Origin of the sequence: Indolivaga macrotermitis (assembly GCF_900128985.1) — a bacterium.
Lineage (GTDB): Bacteria > Bacteroidota > Bacteroidia > Bacteroidales > Dysgonomonadaceae > Dysgonomonas_A > Dysgonomonas_A macrotermitis.
Window position 1 is genome coordinate 668,954 of sequence record NZ_FQUC01000001.1, and the last position, 16,011, is coordinate 684,964.

Annotated in this window: 15 protein-coding genes; 12 read left to right on the forward strand and 3 right to left on the reverse strand. The window is 40.2% G+C overall.

What is annotated here, in order from left to right; genetic code table 11:
• The first annotated feature begins 60 nt into the window (after positions 1-60).
• The 6 genes from BUC12_RS02700 (at position 61) to BUC12_RS02725 (ending at position 6,334) form a co-directional block, all read left to right on the forward strand.
• The gene (locus BUC12_RS02700; protein ID WP_062175622.1) at positions 61-1,311 is read left to right on the forward strand and encodes a hypothetical protein; all 1,251 of its coding nucleotides are present in this window, start codon (positions 61-63) and stop codon (positions 1,309-1,311) included.
• Complete coding sequence (locus tag BUC12_RS02705; protein ID WP_062175623.1) at positions 1,308-2,867, forward strand: aldolase catalytic domain-containing protein; 1,560 nt, start codon at positions 1,308-1,310, stop codon at positions 2,865-2,867. Before BUC12_RS02700 ends, BUC12_RS02705 begins: the two co-directional genes overlap by 4 nt.
• A gap of 8 nt (positions 2,868-2,875) precedes the next feature.
• Complete coding sequence (locus tag BUC12_RS02710) at positions 2,876-3,562, forward strand: acylneuraminate cytidylyltransferase family protein (RefSeq protein ID WP_062175624.1); 687 nt, start codon at positions 2,876-2,878, stop codon at positions 3,560-3,562.
• 3 nt (positions 3,563-3,565) lie between these two features.
• Positions 3,566-4,609 carry a glycosyltransferase gene (locus BUC12_RS02715; RefSeq protein ID WP_062175625.1) on the forward strand — a complete coding sequence of 348 codons (1,044 nt, stop codon included), beginning with the start codon at positions 3,566-3,568 and terminating at the stop codon, positions 4,607-4,609.
• Complete coding sequence (locus tag BUC12_RS02720; RefSeq protein WP_062175626.1) at positions 4,602-5,540, forward strand: glycosyltransferase family 2 protein; 939 nt, start codon at positions 4,602-4,604, stop codon at positions 5,538-5,540. Before BUC12_RS02715 ends, BUC12_RS02720 begins: the two co-directional genes overlap by 8 nt.
• 149 nt (positions 5,541-5,689) lie before the next feature.
• Complete coding sequence (locus BUC12_RS02725; RefSeq protein ID WP_062175627.1) at positions 5,690-6,334, forward strand: YiiX/YebB-like N1pC/P60 family cysteine hydrolase; 645 nt, start codon at positions 5,690-5,692, stop codon at positions 6,332-6,334.
• A 2-nt stretch (positions 6,335-6,336) separates the two neighbouring features.
• On the opposite strand, the gene BUC12_RS02730 is transcribed toward BUC12_RS02725, so the two are convergent.
• Together BUC12_RS02730 and xerD are read right to left on the reverse strand one after the other, a co-directional pair.
• A complete protein-coding gene (locus BUC12_RS02730; protein WP_062175628.1) occupies positions 6,337-6,963 on the reverse strand; it encodes an inorganic pyrophosphatase in 627 nt (208 codons plus the stop codon).
• A 64-nt stretch (positions 6,964-7,027) separates the two neighbouring features.
• The gene (gene xerD, locus BUC12_RS02735) at positions 7,028-7,933 is read right to left on the reverse strand and encodes a site-specific tyrosine recombinase XerD (protein ID WP_062175629.1); all 906 of its coding nucleotides are present in this window, start codon (positions 7,931-7,933) and stop codon (positions 7,028-7,030) included.
• Between the two features lie 137 nt (positions 7,934-8,070).
• Between xerD and BUC12_RS02740 the strand changes: the two genes are divergently transcribed.
• Both BUC12_RS02740 and BUC12_RS02745 read left to right on the forward strand, forming a co-directional pair.
• Positions 8,071-8,373 (forward strand): FtsB family cell division protein, encoded by a 303-nt coding sequence (locus tag BUC12_RS02740; RefSeq protein WP_062175630.1) that lies wholly within the window; start codon positions 8,071-8,073, stop codon positions 8,371-8,373.
• A 15-nt stretch (positions 8,374-8,388) separates the two neighbouring features.
• The gene (locus tag BUC12_RS02745; RefSeq protein WP_062175631.1) at positions 8,389-8,757 is read left to right on the forward strand and encodes a hypothetical protein; all 369 of its coding nucleotides are present in this window, start codon (positions 8,389-8,391) and stop codon (positions 8,755-8,757) included.
• A gap of 22 nt (positions 8,758-8,779) precedes the next feature.
• Here the strand turns inward: BUC12_RS02745 and BUC12_RS02750 are convergent, their stop codons facing one another.
• Complete coding sequence (locus BUC12_RS02750) at positions 8,780-9,796, reverse strand: LLM class flavin-dependent oxidoreductase (protein ID WP_062175632.1); 1,017 nt, start codon at positions 9,794-9,796, stop codon at positions 8,780-8,782.
• Positions 9,797-10,774: 978 nt separating this feature from the next.
• Between BUC12_RS02750 and BUC12_RS02755 the strand changes: the two genes are divergently transcribed.
• The 4 genes from BUC12_RS02755 to BUC12_RS02770 all read left to right on the forward strand — a co-directional run bounded on the left by BUC12_RS02755 (position 10,775) and on the right by BUC12_RS02770 (position 15,977).
• Entirely contained in the window at positions 10,775-11,473 is a 699-nt protein-coding gene (locus BUC12_RS02755; protein ID WP_062175633.1) for a hypothetical protein, read from the forward strand.
• Positions 11,474-11,484: 11 nt separating this feature from the next.
• A complete protein-coding gene (locus tag BUC12_RS02760; RefSeq protein WP_062175634.1) occupies positions 11,485-12,210 on the forward strand; it encodes a hypothetical protein in 726 nt (241 codons plus the stop codon).
• Between the two features lie 20 nt (positions 12,211-12,230).
• Entirely contained in the window at positions 12,231-12,920 is a 690-nt protein-coding gene (locus tag BUC12_RS02765) for a hypothetical protein (RefSeq protein ID WP_062175635.1), read from the forward strand.
• Positions 12,921-13,028: 108 nt separating this feature from the next.
• Positions 13,029-15,977, forward strand: a complete 2,949-nt coding sequence (locus tag BUC12_RS02770) for a PEP/pyruvate-binding domain-containing protein (protein WP_062175636.1) — start codon at positions 13,029-13,031, stop codon at positions 15,975-15,977.
• Positions 15,978-16,011 lie beyond the last annotated feature (34 nt).

Genomic DNA, 16,011 nt, shown 5'->3' on the forward strand with positions numbered 1-16,011 from the left:
AGTATTTAAGAAGAAAGGGTAATCAAAAAAAGTCTGTGATCTAAAAATTAGGATATTCACATGGATACAAGGTTTTATGACCGTTATAATAACTTATTGAGCAAGCTGGATTATTCCTATAAAGGGTATAATCTGAAAAATCTCGTACCCGGATATCTGACTTGTATGTTTACCGACGACCCGTTGACAGGACGCGATGTATTCAAAGGATTTTATCAGGGAGTACAGTTTGTCGATGTTTCAAAAGTGCTGCAAACAGACAAGTCTACTGTGATATCTTATTTGATTGACCGTAAAGATTATGGCGACTTGGCAGAGTCTGTCAAAAAACTATATCCCGACTCAGGTATTACATGTATAGAAACTCTCGGACATGCCAGATATTCAGTCTTCAGTATTTCGTATATCGGACATTTGTTAAAAGCCTTCCGGATAGTTTTTACTCGTTCCATAAAGGAGTCTTTTACTACCAAGCTGTTTTTGGTTGCACTGTTGACCAATCTGCTGAATCAGGTAAAATATCTCGAAAGAATAAAATGTCCTGCGAATATTAAACGTTATATCTGTTTCAATTCGGCTTATAAGGAAGAAAGCCTGCTTACCCTCTATTTCAAGAAACGGGGAATAGAAACAATAACATTACAACACGGAATTTTTTGCGACTTCAAGCAAATAATACCTTTCGATATTATCAATCTCGATAACCTTATAGCCAATAAGGTTATGTGCTGGGGACAATCGACAGTCGACTATCTGAAAACAAAAGGGTTTGACGATTCGCGCCTTATGTTGATGGGTAATCCTAAATACAAAGATGCTGTAATTACCCATGTAGACCAATCATTCACAAAGTGTCTTGTACTCCTCGGCCGATCGGTATATATACCATCGAATGATAAGCTATTGGCTCTTTTGCAAGAGTTCAACCGTAAACATAACAACCGGATATTGTTCTATTTAAAGAAACATCCTTTTGTAGTCGATTCCGAGCACAAGGCATTTGCCAGTCTGGCTGATAATATGTTCTTTGTAGGGCGCGAGCATTCGGTGCAAGAAGTATTGAGGTCTGATCTGGTAGATTTTACTATTGCTGTAAATACTACGGCTTATTATGAATCACTCGCTCTGGGTAAAATATCCTTAAGGTGGTCGGAATCAGAGAATGAGGACTTTGTAGGAATGGATGATAAATTTTACGACCTGAAAGGGCTGGAAGAAAAAATAGAAGTTTTTAAGTCGAAACCCGAGCCTGAAATCAGGCAGGAGATGAAAGACGTAATAAAATATGTATTTAATCCCGATTTAAAATGATAGAAGTATTAGATTGTACACTGCGTGATGGCGGGTATTATACCAATTGGGATTTCGAAGAAAATCTGACCCGTAATTACTTCGAAGCAATGGAAGCATTGCCTGTTTCGTATATTGAGATAGGTTACCGCTCTCTGTTGCAGAATGATTATAAGGGCGAATATAATTTCTGCCCGGACTATGTAATAGCAAATGCCCGCCGGTATATGCCTTCGAAAAAGATAGGGGTTATACTGAACGAAAAGGAAATTAAACCGGGAGACCTCCGTCAATTACTTGGCTCGTGCGTAGGAAAACTTGATTTTGTGCGGATGGCTATTGATCCGGCTAACTGGAAAAGGGCTAAATCTTCAGCTGAAGAGATTAAAAAGATGGGATTTGAAGTTGGATTCAATGTAATGTACATGTCTAAATGGACAGCCGAATATCCTTCTTTTATCGATGATATAGCAGCGCTGAATGGTGTTGTAGATAGTTTTGCCATGGTCGATTCGTTCGGTAGCATGTATCCCCATGAAGTTGTGGAGATTACCTGTAGGGTAAAATCTGTTTTGAAATGCAAAATAGGATTTCACGGGCATAATAATACGGAACTTGCTTTTGCTAATACTTTAGCAGCCATCGAGGCAGGATGCGATATTGTAGATGCAACTGTAACAGGGATGGGGCGCGGAGCCGGAAATTTGCGTACAGAGTTATTCTTATCCTACCTTTCTTCTAAAGAAGGATGGAATGTCGATTTCAACCGTTTGAGCACGACAGTTGCAGATTTTGAACGAATGAAAGAGCAATATGGATGGGGAACGAATCTGCCTTACATGGTTTCCGGATTTAACTCACTTCCGCAGAAAGATGTAATGGATTGGGTAACCCGTCGTTTTTATTCGATAAACAGTATTTTGCAAGCTTTGAATAATATGAAGGATAAGAAAGGCGATAACCTGAAATTACCGGAATTTAATTCAGATAAGCAGCATTTCGAACAAGCGATAATTATTGGTGGAGGACCAAGCGGAGCAAATGCCGCTAAGGCTATCAAGCAACTGATAACTAAGCGGAAAAATAAATCGATGTGCCTGATCCATGCCAGTAGTAAGAATGCAGGATATTATAAGGATCTGGACATCCCTCAGTTTTTCTGCTTAGTTGGGAATGAAGGTCACCGGCTGGAAAAAGTATTTGCCGATTTCGATCCGGATAGGATTTCTTGCGTGTTGCCTCCTTATCCAAGAAAAATGGGAACATATGTTCCGGAAAAGCTATTGGGGAAAAGTTATGAATTAACAGATGTAACCTTTTCCGATTTATATCAGGATTCTCATACGGCATTGGCATTACAAATAGCATTGGAGCTTTCAGTAAGTACGTTGTACATTGCCGGATATGACGGATATGACGGGCTGATCGGCGAAAATGAACGGATGCTTACGCAGGAGAACGAATACCTGTTATCGCGGATTGTAGATAACAATAGGCAAATGGAAGTAGCGACGATTACCGCCACAAAATACAAAGGGGTGAAGAATCTATCGGTATACGGACTTTTAACAGAGTAAAATCAGAAATGAAAATATCAGCTTTTTTACCTTGCAGAGCAGGGAGTGAACGGGTTCCTCATAAAAATACACGGTCTTTTGCCGGTATCGAAGGAGGTCTGTTGAAGATGAAACTCAGACAATTGATTGCATGCGATTCTATCGATGAGATCGTATTGTCTACAAATGACGATGAGGTTATTCGTATAGCCGAATCGTTATCCGAACCGAAAATCCGAATAGACCGTCGTCCTGAGCATTTGGCGACATCATCGACTTCGACCGATGACCTGATAAAATATGTACCTCAGGTAATAAAAGAAGGTGCTGTGCTGTGGACACATGTAACTTCTCCATTTATCGATGAAGAATTATATTCGAAGGCTATAGATCAATACAAGCAAATACTGAGTGAGGGAGATTATGACTCACTTATGTCAGTAATGGCTTTGCGTACGTTTATCTGGAATAAAACAGGTGCTGTGAACTATGATCGGGATAAAGAAAAATGGCCTCGTACCCAGACCATCGAACCTCTGTTTGAGATCGATAGTGGCATCTTTCTGGCGGATATAGATATTTATAATAACCTGCAGGATAGAGTGGGTAAGAAACCTCTCCTTTTTGAGAATAATGATATTGCAGCTTTTGATATCGATTGGGAAGAAGATTTCTTTATCGCTGAGGCTATTTATAATCAATTGAAGAAAAACTGATATATGGGTGTGCGTATCTCGGTAATAGTCCCGATTTACAATATGGAGCAATTTCTGGATCGTTGTCTTGGCTCATTGACTAGTCAAGCATACGGGAATCTGGAATTTATACTCGTTAATGATGGGTCTACAGACTCGTCGGCGGAGATTTGCGATAGATATGCACAAGAAGATGCCCGGATTAAACTTGTTCATCAGCAGAATGGAGGAGTCTCTTCAGCCCGGAATACCGGGTTAAATATCGCAACAGGAGATTATCTCAGCTTTGTCGACCCTGATGACAGGATAGCATCAGGTGCTTATTCGCTATTGGCAGAATATATTTCGGATGCCAAACCCGATATTTTGCGTTTTGGTGCTTATCGTAAAGGTGAAGAGCTGGACTGGTTACCCTTTGAAGGTCTGTATGAAGGTTCGGGCTTTGAAAAGGAAGTTGTACTGCCGATGATCGGTTCTGATAAGTTTGGAGGAATGTTTATCTTGGGAGTCTTGTGGTTGCATTTGTTCAAACGTGATCTGATAGAACAAAATGATATAAGGTTCAATCCGAAACTAAGGAGATGCGAAGACCGGCTTTTTACAATTTCGGCGATGATTAATGCCTCTAATATGCTCTTTGTCAGAGATAATTTGTATCATTACGAAGTGAATGACGAATCGCTGTCGAATAGGTACGATCCTGCCCGTTGGGAGCAGGAGAGTTTGTTCCTGTCAGATTTAAAGCAATTGTATCATCAGAAGAAAGACAGTGCATTTATAGAAGAAGCGGATAAGAGAATTGCGAACGACTATATTCTGAGGGTAATAACTTCTGTTAATCAGGAATATTTTACGAACAACAACAATTCTTTTTGGAGAAGATATAAGAATATAAAGAAGATAATTTGCAACCCTGAAGTAAAAAAAGCTGCTTACGGAATGAGAACCGGACAGTTAGGCTTAAAAGGACGACTAATTATAGGGATGATTAAATATCGTTTGGCATTTCTGCTAAATGTATTTAATACCATTATTTTACTAAAAAATAAGCTCAACAGCAATGGATAAGATATCTACAATTGTGCCTTGTTATAACGAAGAACAAGCTTTACCATATCTATATGAGGAGTTGGTGAAGGTAGCTCAAAAAATGAGCGGGCAAGAGTTCGAATTTATATTTATCAATGATGGATCGAGAGACCGGACTCTGGATGTTATACGGGAATTGAGAAAGAAAGACCCGAGAGTTCGCTATGTGTCTTTTTCCCGTAACTTCGGAAAAGAGGCGGCCATATATGCAGGGCTCGAAGCGGCAAAAGGCGACTATGTAGCTATGCTTGATGCCGACCTGCAAGACCCTCCTTACTTATTGGAAGAAATGTATGATACACTACAAACACGGGAGTACGATTGTGTAGCGACCCGTCGTGTAGATAGAAAAGGCGAACCTGTAATCCGTTCATTCTTTGCCCGTAAGTTCTATCAGCTGATCAATAAAATATCGGATACGGAAATCGTAGATGGAGCCCGCGACTTTAGGTTAATGACCCGCCAGATGGTAAACTCGATACTGGAGCTGAAAGAATATAACCGTTTCTCGAAAGGTATATTCGGCTGGGTTGGGTATAAAACAAAATGGATTGCTTATGAGAATGTTGAGCGTGTTGCCGGAGAAACCAAATGGTCTTTCTGGGGACTGTTCTTTTACTCGCTCGAGGGTATTATTGCTTTCTCTACCCGCCCTTTGGCTATTGCCTCTATATTGGGAGTGGTACTTTTTGTGATCGCTATTTTCTGGACTTTCTACATCATTACTAAAACTATACTTTGGGGAGAACCTGTAGCAGGTTATCCATCCATGATTTGCGGTATCTTCTTTATCGGTGGAATCCAGTTGCTATGTTTAGGTATTTTAGGACAATATCTGTCTAAAACATACCTCGAAACAAAAAAACGCCCTATCTATATTGCAAAGGAAACAGAAGAATCTGTATACTAATACAATGAACAAAAAGTATATTATTACAGTTATATCAGAGTCTTAAGGTCTCAGACCTTTTTATAGATTTTGTAAGTAAAGGGACAATAAGTATTTATGCCCGGAAAAATATATTATTAAATACTTACTGTTACTTAATTTAAATTATTATGAAGTTCAATATAACCGTATTATTTTTCTTTCTCTTTGGAGCTGTCCACATACAAGCTCAGGACTTTAAGTTGCAAAACGGCGATCTGATTTTTCAGGAATCAGGAATTAGTAACCTCGAAAAGTCAATCAGGGAAGTAACCACAAGCATTGGAGATTATCAGTTTACGCATGTCGGCATCGTGTATATCGATGATAACGACAGTGTCTTTGTTCTCGAAGCTACAACACCGAAGCTGGTTCTTACTCCTATAAATGAGTATCTATACCCTAAAGATAACAAGGGTAATTATCCCAGATCGGTGGTTGGACGATTGAATGACGAATATCAATCTATTATTCCTAAAGCATTGGCATTAGGATTTCCTCATATTGGTACCGGATATGATTACGGGTTTGTAGTTGACAACGATAAGTATTATTGTTCCGAGCTGATTTACGAAATACTCAAAGAGGCGAACAATGGTGTCGAAGTATTTTCTCTGGCTCCAATGACCTTCCGGTCTAAAGGTACCACCACAACCACTAAAGGATGGATCGAATACTTCAATAAGCACAATTTACCGATTCCGGAAGGGGAATTAGGTATCAGTCCCGGAGCAATGTCTCAATCGGATGTACTCCGGATAGTCCACTACTATTGAGATCAGATATTGCAGATATTATAAATCTCGTTATAATCCTCTATTGACCGGCGGATAACTTCGTATGCAACTTCCACATCGTACACGTGGGTAAGGACGCATTTTCGCTCCGTATCGCCGGGAATATCTTTGTAGGTAGTAAAGTAATGCTTGAGGCGCTCTATAATCGGTAATGGAACATCGCTGATGTCTTTGTAGTTGCTATAAATAGCATCGTTGTCAAGCACTGCAATCAATTTATCATCAGCCTGTCCGTGATCTATAAGCCTGAATCCTCCTATAGGACGGGCTTTTACTATAATATCCCCGTGTGTAATATCCTTTTCGGTCAAAACACAAATGTCTATAGGATCACTGTCACCCACAATGTCGGTACGGCTCAGTCGGTTATTGCTCATCTCAGCAACCCGCGGTCCGCTGATGGTTTGAGGTAAGAAACCGTATAAAGCAGGAATTATATTCGAGTACTTTTGGGGACGGTCTATGCAAAGATAACCTGTATTTTTATCTATCTCGTATTTAACTGTATCCGTAGGTACTATCTCGATAAAAGTACGGACTACTTCGGGAGCTTCATTTCCCAAACTTATACCATGCCAAGGATGTGCTTTATATTTTATTACTGCCATTTTTCAGAGTGTTTATAAAAAGTAACGTTGTAAAGGGTCTTAAATTATATACAGGCAAAATTTTTTACCGTTTATTTATATTCCGGGGATGATGCTCGATAATCTCTTGCCGCAGATACTCCCTGTCCATATGTGTATATATTTCAGTAGTTGTGATCTTTTCGTGTCCCAGCATTTGTTGTATCGCCCTTATATTGGCTCCGCCCTCGAGCAAATGAGTGGCGAACGAATGCCGGAAAGTATGTGGGCTTATGTTTTTCTGTATACCGGCTTGTTCCGCATATTGTTTGATAAAATGGAACACCATAATACGGGATATCGGTGTACCCCGCTTGCTGAGAAATACAGTGCTTTCCGAGCCTTTTTTTATATCCAGATGATCTCTGTCGATCAGGTAATTATTGATTTCCTTAATTGCGATTTCGGAAATAGGTACAAGCCGTTGCTTGCTGCCCTTCCCTTCGACACGGATGAATCCGTCATTGAGAAACATATCCGAAAATTTAAGGTTGATAAGCTCCGATATACGTAAGCCGCAACTGTATAGCACCTCTATGATAGCCCTGTTTCGATGCCCTTCTTTGGTCGATAAATCGATGCAACCTTTAATATCCTCAATCTCTTCGAGGGATAATACGGTAGGGAGCTTTAATCCTATTTTAGGAGTTTCGAGCAGTTCAGCCGGATCTTCCTGTATATAGCCGTCCAGTATAAGGTAGTTGAAGAAAGACCTGATTCCCGACAGGATACGGGCAACAGAACGCGCATTAATACCCAGATCGTATAACTGGGCAATGAACTGTTGCAGATGATCCAGCTTAACATCCTGTAGTTTCAGATTCTCGTTTTCGAGATACGATAACAGCTTCGCTAAGTCATTGGTATATGCCTCTATGGAGTTTTTAGATAACCCCTTTTCCAAAAGCAAATATGATTTGTACTTCGATACTATTTTATTGTCTATAGCCATCTGGTTTTTGGTCGCAATGATTGCAAATTTACACTTTAAATATTCTTTTGAGTAAAAAGCAGCGAAATATCATCTTCAATCTGATCAAATATCTCTATATTTGCATTAAGTCAGTTTTATCTCACAATAAAGTATTTATGGAACAGTTGAAAAGAATAGGACGTTATATACTTCGCAAGTTCACTAAAATACAATTAGCCATTATATTGGTGCTTATAGTCTGTTGTTTTGTCATAAGCGACAGCAATATCTTCGCACGCTTCGGTTATGATCTGGAGATAAGTGACCTGAAAAGCCAGATCAACTACTATCAGGAAAAAATTACTACCGATAAGAGCAAACTGAATGAACTACAGTCGAATAAAGAGAACATCGAAAAGTTTGCACGTGAGAATTATAAAATGAAAAAAGAAAACGAAGAGGTATTCGTTATAGAATAACTTCGGAATAAGAATATGGATAAATTCAAAGAGCCCAAGACCAAAGATACTGTTTTCAAGATCTCTGCACTATTGATCCTCCTTGCCGCTGTCGTTTATTTATTTAACCCGTTTGTAGCCGCCTGTACGATGGCTGTAGGGGTTATTGGCTTCGGCTTTGGCGTATTTACGTCCCCTTATCCCGGAAAGAGTATGAGAGGTAAACGCTTAGCCTCGATCCGTGTTTTCGGAGTAGTGGCAATGGCAGTAGCCACTTACCTGATGTTCGAACAGATGAACGAATGGGTAGTCGCGATGCTGATCGGTGCTGTACTTACCCTTTATACTGCTATAATTCTTCCCCGCGAATATGAGAGAGAACAGAGAGAGGACGACACTAAATGATCTTCTCCCTTATCAGGCATCGTTATTTTCTATCAAGTTCAAATAAGTCAGCCAGTATCTCATAAGAATGCAGGCGGTCTTCCAGCCTTTCGGCATAGGTTACCAGCATAATCTCATCTATATTATAGCTCTCGGCAAGTGCTGTCAGCTTTTCTTTCATTACATCAGGAGTTCCCATCAGAGTACGCCCCCTGTTATACTGTATCCGTTGTCTCTCGAAATCGGAATAAGGCATAGCCACAATATCCTCGTAAGTAACTGCGGCTAGGTTTCCTCCACGTTCGAGTTGGATAAACCGGTAATCCATCAAGGCCTGCTGTCGTTTTACTATTTCTTCGTCTTCGTTACAAAAAGCAAAAATGGCTACATTGGCTTGTGGTTCTGCCAGATCGTGTGATGGTTTGAAACTACGCCTATACCCTTCTATAATATTTGCGGCTACATAAGGATTGATAAATTGAGCATACGAAAGCCCCAACCCGAAATGGGCGGCAATAAGTGCACTCTCGCCACTGGATGTCAGTAGCCACTTGTGCGGAATAGTCTCAGTAAGTGGAATTGCCTTTACTTTTTTAGAGATAGAATTACTGCTATCCGAGTCATGCAGAAAGTCATCAAGATCGTACAGTTGTTGGATAAAATCTTCCTCGCTGAACCTATTCGAAGGATTAAGAATCGAAGCAGTGAACCTGTCCGTACCCGGAGCTCGGCCAATACCCATATCTATGCGGTTAGGGTAAAGGGCTTCGAGTAACCTGAAACTTTCGGCTGCTTTTAACGTGCTGTGATTGGGCAACATAATACCGCCCGACCCGATGCGCATCCTTTGAGTATGGTTTGCCAGATGAGCTATTAATATTTCGGGAGTACTACCTGCTAATGTTGGCGAATTGTGGTGTTCCGATACCCAGAAGCGGGTATACCCCAACCGGTCGGTAAGTTCAGCCAATCGGGTTGTTTCGGATAGAGCTTCCGATGCTGTCTTATTCTTATTTATAGGAGATTGGTCTAATACGCTTAACTTTATTTTTTGTCCCATTTCTTATTGCTTTAATATACTTATAACGAAGATAAACATTTTGCTGTTGTATTTTTTATAGAAAATTGACAGAAGTTATACAAAGGTGACATCCGGCTGTTACCTGAGTGTCACTTTTGTCACCTATGCTAGATGTTGATTCTCAGCTTTCTACTCTTCTGAAAGTGACAAAGGTGACACTTGTTATACGTATTTTATATTTCCATCCCTGATATGTAATTGTACTTTGTATATAGATAAAAGATAAGGATTATAAAATTCGCAACGGAATCAGAGAATATTCACCAGTTTGATATTAAATGATACATATTAAAAAATAATCTTTATATTTGCCGTATAAACAGCTCTTTATAAATCAGTGGCAGTAAATAATTTCACACATAATAAGCATGATAAAAATCTGAATTTTAACAATTTGGATTTGTTTTTATGTCCTGAAATATTAGAGAGAGAGAGAGAGAGAGAGAGAGAGAGAGAGAGACGCATCACAGGGCGTTAACTAAACAAAATTTTCTATTGTGTCAAAATAACGGGACATTTTTTTATGTCTTCGTTTACTTTGTCGTATATATCCATTTCCAGATAAGTTGGCAGGGCAGGCTGTGTCCGGTAGGATCATTGTTGTTTTGTTGTCGTTCGAATACTATTTCGGATAACAGACTGGCAGTAAGTCAACTATTACAGGCAGTAAGGTGCAGTGTGTGCACTTTGCTGCTTTATTGTTTTAGTATTAATTATTTAATAGATAACATTTTAAACGCAAAGACGCAAAGACGCAAAGGTTTTACACGATATCCTGTAGGGGTAAGACCCGACTTTACCTACAAGTGTACTGTGAAAATAATTACACTTGCGGGCAGAGCAGAGCCCTGCCCCTACAAATGCGGTATATATCTTTTCCAACTCTGCGTTCAAAATCAACAACTTTTTATAACAACAGAAGGGTCTGCGACCCCAATAACTCAAACAAAAACAACAATGAAAAAGAAAATTCTTTTACTGATGGGAATATTCTCTTTGGGATTAAGCTATGCACAAGTCGGGATAAACACACAGAACTTGTCTGGTGTATTCCATATCGACCCAAAGGGGGACACGAATGCAGCAGGTACTTCGGGAACTGATGACGATATTGTTATCACAACTGATGGAAAAGTAGGTATAGGCACTATCTCGCCAACACGAACTTTAGATTTGCAGGGTAACTTTAAATTGGTAGATGGAACTCAAGCTGATGGCTATTTCTTGACCAGTGACAATGGCGGATACGGATCTTGGAAGCCAAATATTACAACCAAAAGTTTTATAGATGGAGTCAGAAGTGTTCCTAACATAACTTCTTCAACACCTGTATATACCGGTTCTTATATAACTCTGGATAGTGGAACATGGATGATCGCATTTACTTGTACATATAGAGATCCCGGTGTAGCCAATCATATGGTCTGGCGGTTATCGACCAGTTCAACTTCTCTGGTTCCATATATTAATAATGCAAAGAGTACAGCTTACACAGGAGCAGCATTAGCAGCCTTTCACACCTCGGTATCAGCTTACTTTCTTGTTACAAACACTGCCGCACAAACATATTATTTTTGGGTAAGTGCAGGAGCTTCAACAGGATCGGCCCTTGTTTACACCGGAGAATTTAAACTATATGCAATCCCTTTATCTTAAGTGAATGAATTATGAAATTATTTTATTATACAGCTATATGTTTTTTTGTCGCTACTTTCATCTCAAACGCACAAGTGGGGGTTAATATACTCTCACCATCAGGGATATTTCATGTCGACCCGAAAGGAGATACTTCCGCCACAACAGGTACATCTGACGATTTTATTATCGATAGTAATGGTAGGGTAGGTATCAATACAGCAACGCCTAGCGCAAGTCTCGATATTGTAGGAAATATGAGTGTTGTTGATGGTACAGAAGGGAACTATAAAGTAATGACAAGCGATGCAACAGGAACAGGCGAGTGGAAAAGATTAACATATACTACCCGTATCAATGGAGTTGTATCTGCTTCTTTGACATCCTTAAAAAGAGGAACCTCTAGCGTTGCAGCCGATTATATATATACCGGAGCCAATATAACGTTGCCTGCCGGGCAATGGCAAATTTACTTTTATTGTATTTACAATAATGCTTCGTCTTACAATTATACGGTTTGGTGGGATTTATGTACTACAAGTACATGGTCCACACCCATAATAGGCCGTGTGCTAAGTTACTTCGCTCCGTCAAATGGATTATCCACTACATATGCGTCATATGCTGTTGCTCCTACTGCAACTACAACATATTATGTGCAGGGAGTTGCGGCCAACGTCACACCATCTGTTGCCATAGGTACAGTAATAGCTACTTATAATAGTGGAGCAAGAATCTGGGCAATACCTATTTTCTAAAATAAAACAAATAAGAAAAAATGAAAAATAAGATATACTTAATTATTACAGCACTATTATTTACCGGAGTTATAGAGGCTCAGATAGGTATACAAACCGATAATCCGTTAGGGATTTTCCATGTCGACCCCAAAAGGGACACAAATGCAGCAGGAACAAGTGGTACTGCGGATGATGTAGTCGTAACCAGCAGTGGTCAGGTGGGTATCGGAACTGTTACTCCCACAGCAAAACTCGATATACGGGGAACTTTCCGTCTGAGAGATGGAAATCAGGCGGAAGGTAAGATGCTGGTTTCAGATGTTTCGGGTAATGCCCAATGGGGAGACCGTCCACGTATCGAAGTGATAGAAGTAGATAATGTAAACGGGATTTTGTCGGGAAAAACATTTACGACTACAGCTTCTTATTCGGGAGTATCTATAACTATCCCCGAAGGAACCTGGCAGGTTATGTTTCAGGTTACTTGTACTTCTACCTCCAACAATATGTTTTGGGATTTGTGCGAATCTTCCACGACGTATTCTTTGACCGATGTTGCAAACAGAAGAGCTGTTAGTTCGGGTAGAAGTCCGATTTCGGTTACAGGCGTTTATTTTGTCTATAATACTTCGAAAACACCCAAAACATACTATATTTGGGGTACTACCCGCGCAGGTACAGCTTCTTATCTGGCTAGCGGCACTTTATGGGCATTGCCGATAGGATAAAATAAGAGCAGAAGAAAAAAGACCGGATTATTTCCGGTTTTTTCTTCGGGGCTTCTTTTATTTTCGGATTATGTAATATCTTTAATCCTGATTCAAATCAGATTATAGATGCAGAATATACCGGACATAAAGCAATACCGTTTTAAAGATACTTCGTTTGCCAGCTTGATGAATAAGCGGATTTACAACGTATTGCTGATAGCAACAAAGTACGATATCTTCATACTGGAAGAAGACGGACGTGTCGATGAACAAATATTTGATGAATATACATCTTTGAGCCTTCGTTATCCACCGCGGTTTACGCAGGTTTCGACCGAGGAAGAAGCATACGAATGTTTACGGGACAATCATTACGAACTTATCATCTTCATGCCTAATATGGACGATAGTGAAATGTTTTCACTGGCCCGGAATATCAAGGCAGAATATGAAGATACGCCAATGATTGTATTAACAGCTTTCTCAAAGGAAGTATCGAAACGATTATCGACCGAAGACCTCTCTTTTGCCGATTATGTATTCAGTTGGATGGGCAATTCCAATCTTCTGCTGGCTATTATAAAGCTGATAGAAGACGCGATGAATGCCGAACACGATACCGAAATGGTAGGCGTACAGATTATTCTGCTGGTCGAAGACTCCATCCGTTTTTATTCATCGGCTTTGCCTGCCTTGTTTAAGATCGTGCTCGAAGAATCTCAGGAATTTTCGAAAGAAGCACTGAACGAACACCAGCAGACTTTGCGGATGCGTGGACGTCCTAAAATCCTTCTGGCACGCAGCTACGAAGAAGCAGCGGCTATATATACCCGGTATAAGGAAAATATGTTGGGTATAGTTACCGATATGAGCTATATGCAAAGCGGGACAAAAGAACGTCTGGCAGGTTATAACCTTGCAAAATGGATAAAAGCTCAGGATCGTTTTCTTCCCGTTATATTCAATTCGTCAGAAGAGGTCAACCGCCAGTATGCCGAAGAGTTGAACTGTACTTTTATAGATAAAAACTCGAAGCGTTATCCTTTGGATTTAAGGACGCAGATCGTAGAACAGTTCGGGTTCGGAGACTTTGTTATTATTGATCCCGATACAAAGGAAGAAATACTCCGTATCAAGAACCTGAAAGATTTACAGCGTTCGATCAAGACGATACCTGATAAATCATTACTGTATCATATGTCTCACAATCATTTTTCGCGATTTCTGTATTCGAGGGCTATGTTCCCGATAGCAGAAGCACTGAAAAAGATAGACGTGAAAGATATCAATACAGATATAGCCCGCGAGTTTATTTATGATGCGATAGTAGAGTACCGGCGGATAAAGAATTCGGGGGTAATTGCGGTTTTCGAAAAAGACCGTTTTGATGAATTCTCTAATTTTGCACGTATAGGAAAAGGCTCGTTAGGAGGGAAAGGGCGAGGACTCGCATTTCTTGGTAATGTCGTAAAAACCCATATGGAACTTAATGACAATGCAGCCTTTCCAGTGATCCTACCCAAAACGGTAGTACTGTGTACCGACATATTCGATGAGTTTATGGAAAGCAATAATCTCTATCCGATGGCACTGTCGGAAGCGTCGGACGAAGATATTCTGAAAGCTTTCTTACATGCGGAACTTCCCGGACGATTAGATGAAGATTTTCTCGCACTGTTCGAAGCTGTGCATGCTCCTATAGCCATACGCTCATCGAGTTTATTGGAGGACTCATATTATCAGCCGTTTGCCGGAATATATTCGACTTACATGATTCCTGATCTGGAAGATAAGGAGAAGCGCCTGAAAATGATCAAGGATGCTGTAAAATCAGTATATGCATCGGTTTTTTATGGCGATAGCAAGGCATATATGACAGCAACGCAGAACCTGATAGATCAGGAAAAAATGGGTATCGTATTGCAGGAGGTTGTTGGCAGCCGGTATGGCAACCGTTTTTATCCGACGATGTCCGGTGTAGCCCGTTCCCTGAATTTTTATCCGATAGGACATGAAAAAGCCGAAGAAGGAGTCGCAAACATTGCTCTCGGATTAGGTAAATATATTGTGGACGGGGGAACCACTTTGCGTTTCTCTCCGCATCACCCCAATAATATATTGCAGTTGAGTACAATGGATTTCGCATTACGCGATACCCAACGGCAATTTTATGCACTCGATCTGGAAGACATAGATAGGGAATTTTCTATTAATGATGGATTCAACTTACTAAAGGTGAATGTTTCGGATGCACTGTCCGATGATTCGCTTCGTTATATAGTATCAACTTTTGATCCCATCGATCAGGTAATATACGAAGGCTTTTATGAAGGAGGGCGGAAGATAATCTCGTTTGCTAATATTCTTCAGCACGATTTATTCCCGTTCGCCAAAGCTTTGCAAAAAGTACTGCAGATAGGACAGGAGGAAATGGGAAGGGCAATCGAAATAGAGTTTGCCGTGAATATCAAGAATAAGGACGAAGCTGCATTCTACCTACTTCAGATACGGCCGATTGTACAGAATAAAGAAGCAATGACCGAAGATCTGTCCTTGATTCCCGAAGAGGATACCATCCTTGTTTCTCAGAATGCCTTGGGAAATGGTATTATTGACGATGTTTTTGATATTATATATGTAAAATCGGAAGGTTTCAATGCAGCGAATAACCAATTTGTAGCATACGAGATAGAGAAGCTGAATAAGCAATTTGCGCAGGAAGACAAAGGATATGTGCTAGTCGGACCCGGACGATGGGGGAGTAGCGACTACTGGTTGGGTATACCGGTCAAATGGCCTCATGTAAGTAATGCCCGTTTGTTGGTTGAGTCCGGTTTGGAAAACTACCGGATAGAGCCGAGCCAGGGAACCCATTTCTTCCAGAACCTGACTTCTTTCGGAGTAGGGTATTTTACTGTAAATCCTTATCTGAAAAATGATGGCATCTTCGATGAGGAATACCTGAACAGTCAGCCCGCAGTTTTCGAATCTCAGTATCTGAGGCATGTAAGGTTTACGCACCCTATTGTAATAAAGATAAATGGAAAGAAAAAGTATGGTGTTGTTTTAAAGTAAAATCTAAATAAGAACGGGGCTGATATCCGATATC

Bases quoted from the DNA above. Each gene is read 5' to 3' on its own strand.
- BUC12_RS02700 (WP_062175622.1), top strand. From the start codon at position 61: ATGGATACAAGGTTTTATGACCGTTATAATAACTTATTGAGCAAGCTG.
- BUC12_RS02705 (WP_062175623.1), top strand. From the start codon at position 1,308: ATGATAGAAGTATTAGATTGTACACTGCGTGATGGCGGGTATTATACC.
- BUC12_RS02710 (WP_062175624.1), top strand. From the start codon at position 2,876: ATGAAAATATCAGCTTTTTTACCTTGCAGAGCAGGGAGTGAACGGGTT.
- BUC12_RS02715 (WP_062175625.1), top strand. From the start codon at position 3,566: ATGGGTGTGCGTATCTCGGTAATAGTCCCGATTTACAATATGGAGCAA.
- BUC12_RS02720 (WP_062175626.1), top strand. From the start codon at position 4,602: ATGGATAAGATATCTACAATTGTGCCTTGTTATAACGAAGAACAAGCT.
- BUC12_RS02725 (WP_062175627.1), top strand. From the start codon at position 5,690: ATGAAGTTCAATATAACCGTATTATTTTTCTTTCTCTTTGGAGCTGTC.
- BUC12_RS02730 (WP_062175628.1), bottom strand. From the start codon at position 6,963: ATGGCAGTAATAAAATATAAAGCACATCCTTGGCATGGTATAAGTTTG.
- xerD (WP_062175629.1), bottom strand. From the start codon at position 7,933: ATGGCTATAGACAATAAAATAGTATCGAAGTACAAATCATATTTGCTT.
- BUC12_RS02740 (WP_062175630.1), top strand. From the start codon at position 8,071: ATGGAACAGTTGAAAAGAATAGGACGTTATATACTTCGCAAGTTCACT.
- BUC12_RS02745 (WP_062175631.1), top strand. From the start codon at position 8,389: ATGGATAAATTCAAAGAGCCCAAGACCAAAGATACTGTTTTCAAGATC.
- BUC12_RS02750 (WP_062175632.1), bottom strand. From the start codon at position 9,796: ATGGGACAAAAAATAAAGTTAAGCGTATTAGACCAATCTCCTATAAAT.
- BUC12_RS02755 (WP_062175633.1), top strand. From the start codon at position 10,775: ATGAAAAAGAAAATTCTTTTACTGATGGGAATATTCTCTTTGGGATTA.
- BUC12_RS02760 (WP_062175634.1), top strand. From the start codon at position 11,485: ATGAAATTATTTTATTATACAGCTATATGTTTTTTTGTCGCTACTTTC.
- BUC12_RS02765 (WP_062175635.1), top strand. From the start codon at position 12,231: ATGAAAAATAAGATATACTTAATTATTACAGCACTATTATTTACCGGA.
- BUC12_RS02770 (WP_062175636.1), top strand. From the start codon at position 13,029: ATGCAGAATATACCGGACATAAAGCAATACCGTTTTAAAGATACTTCG.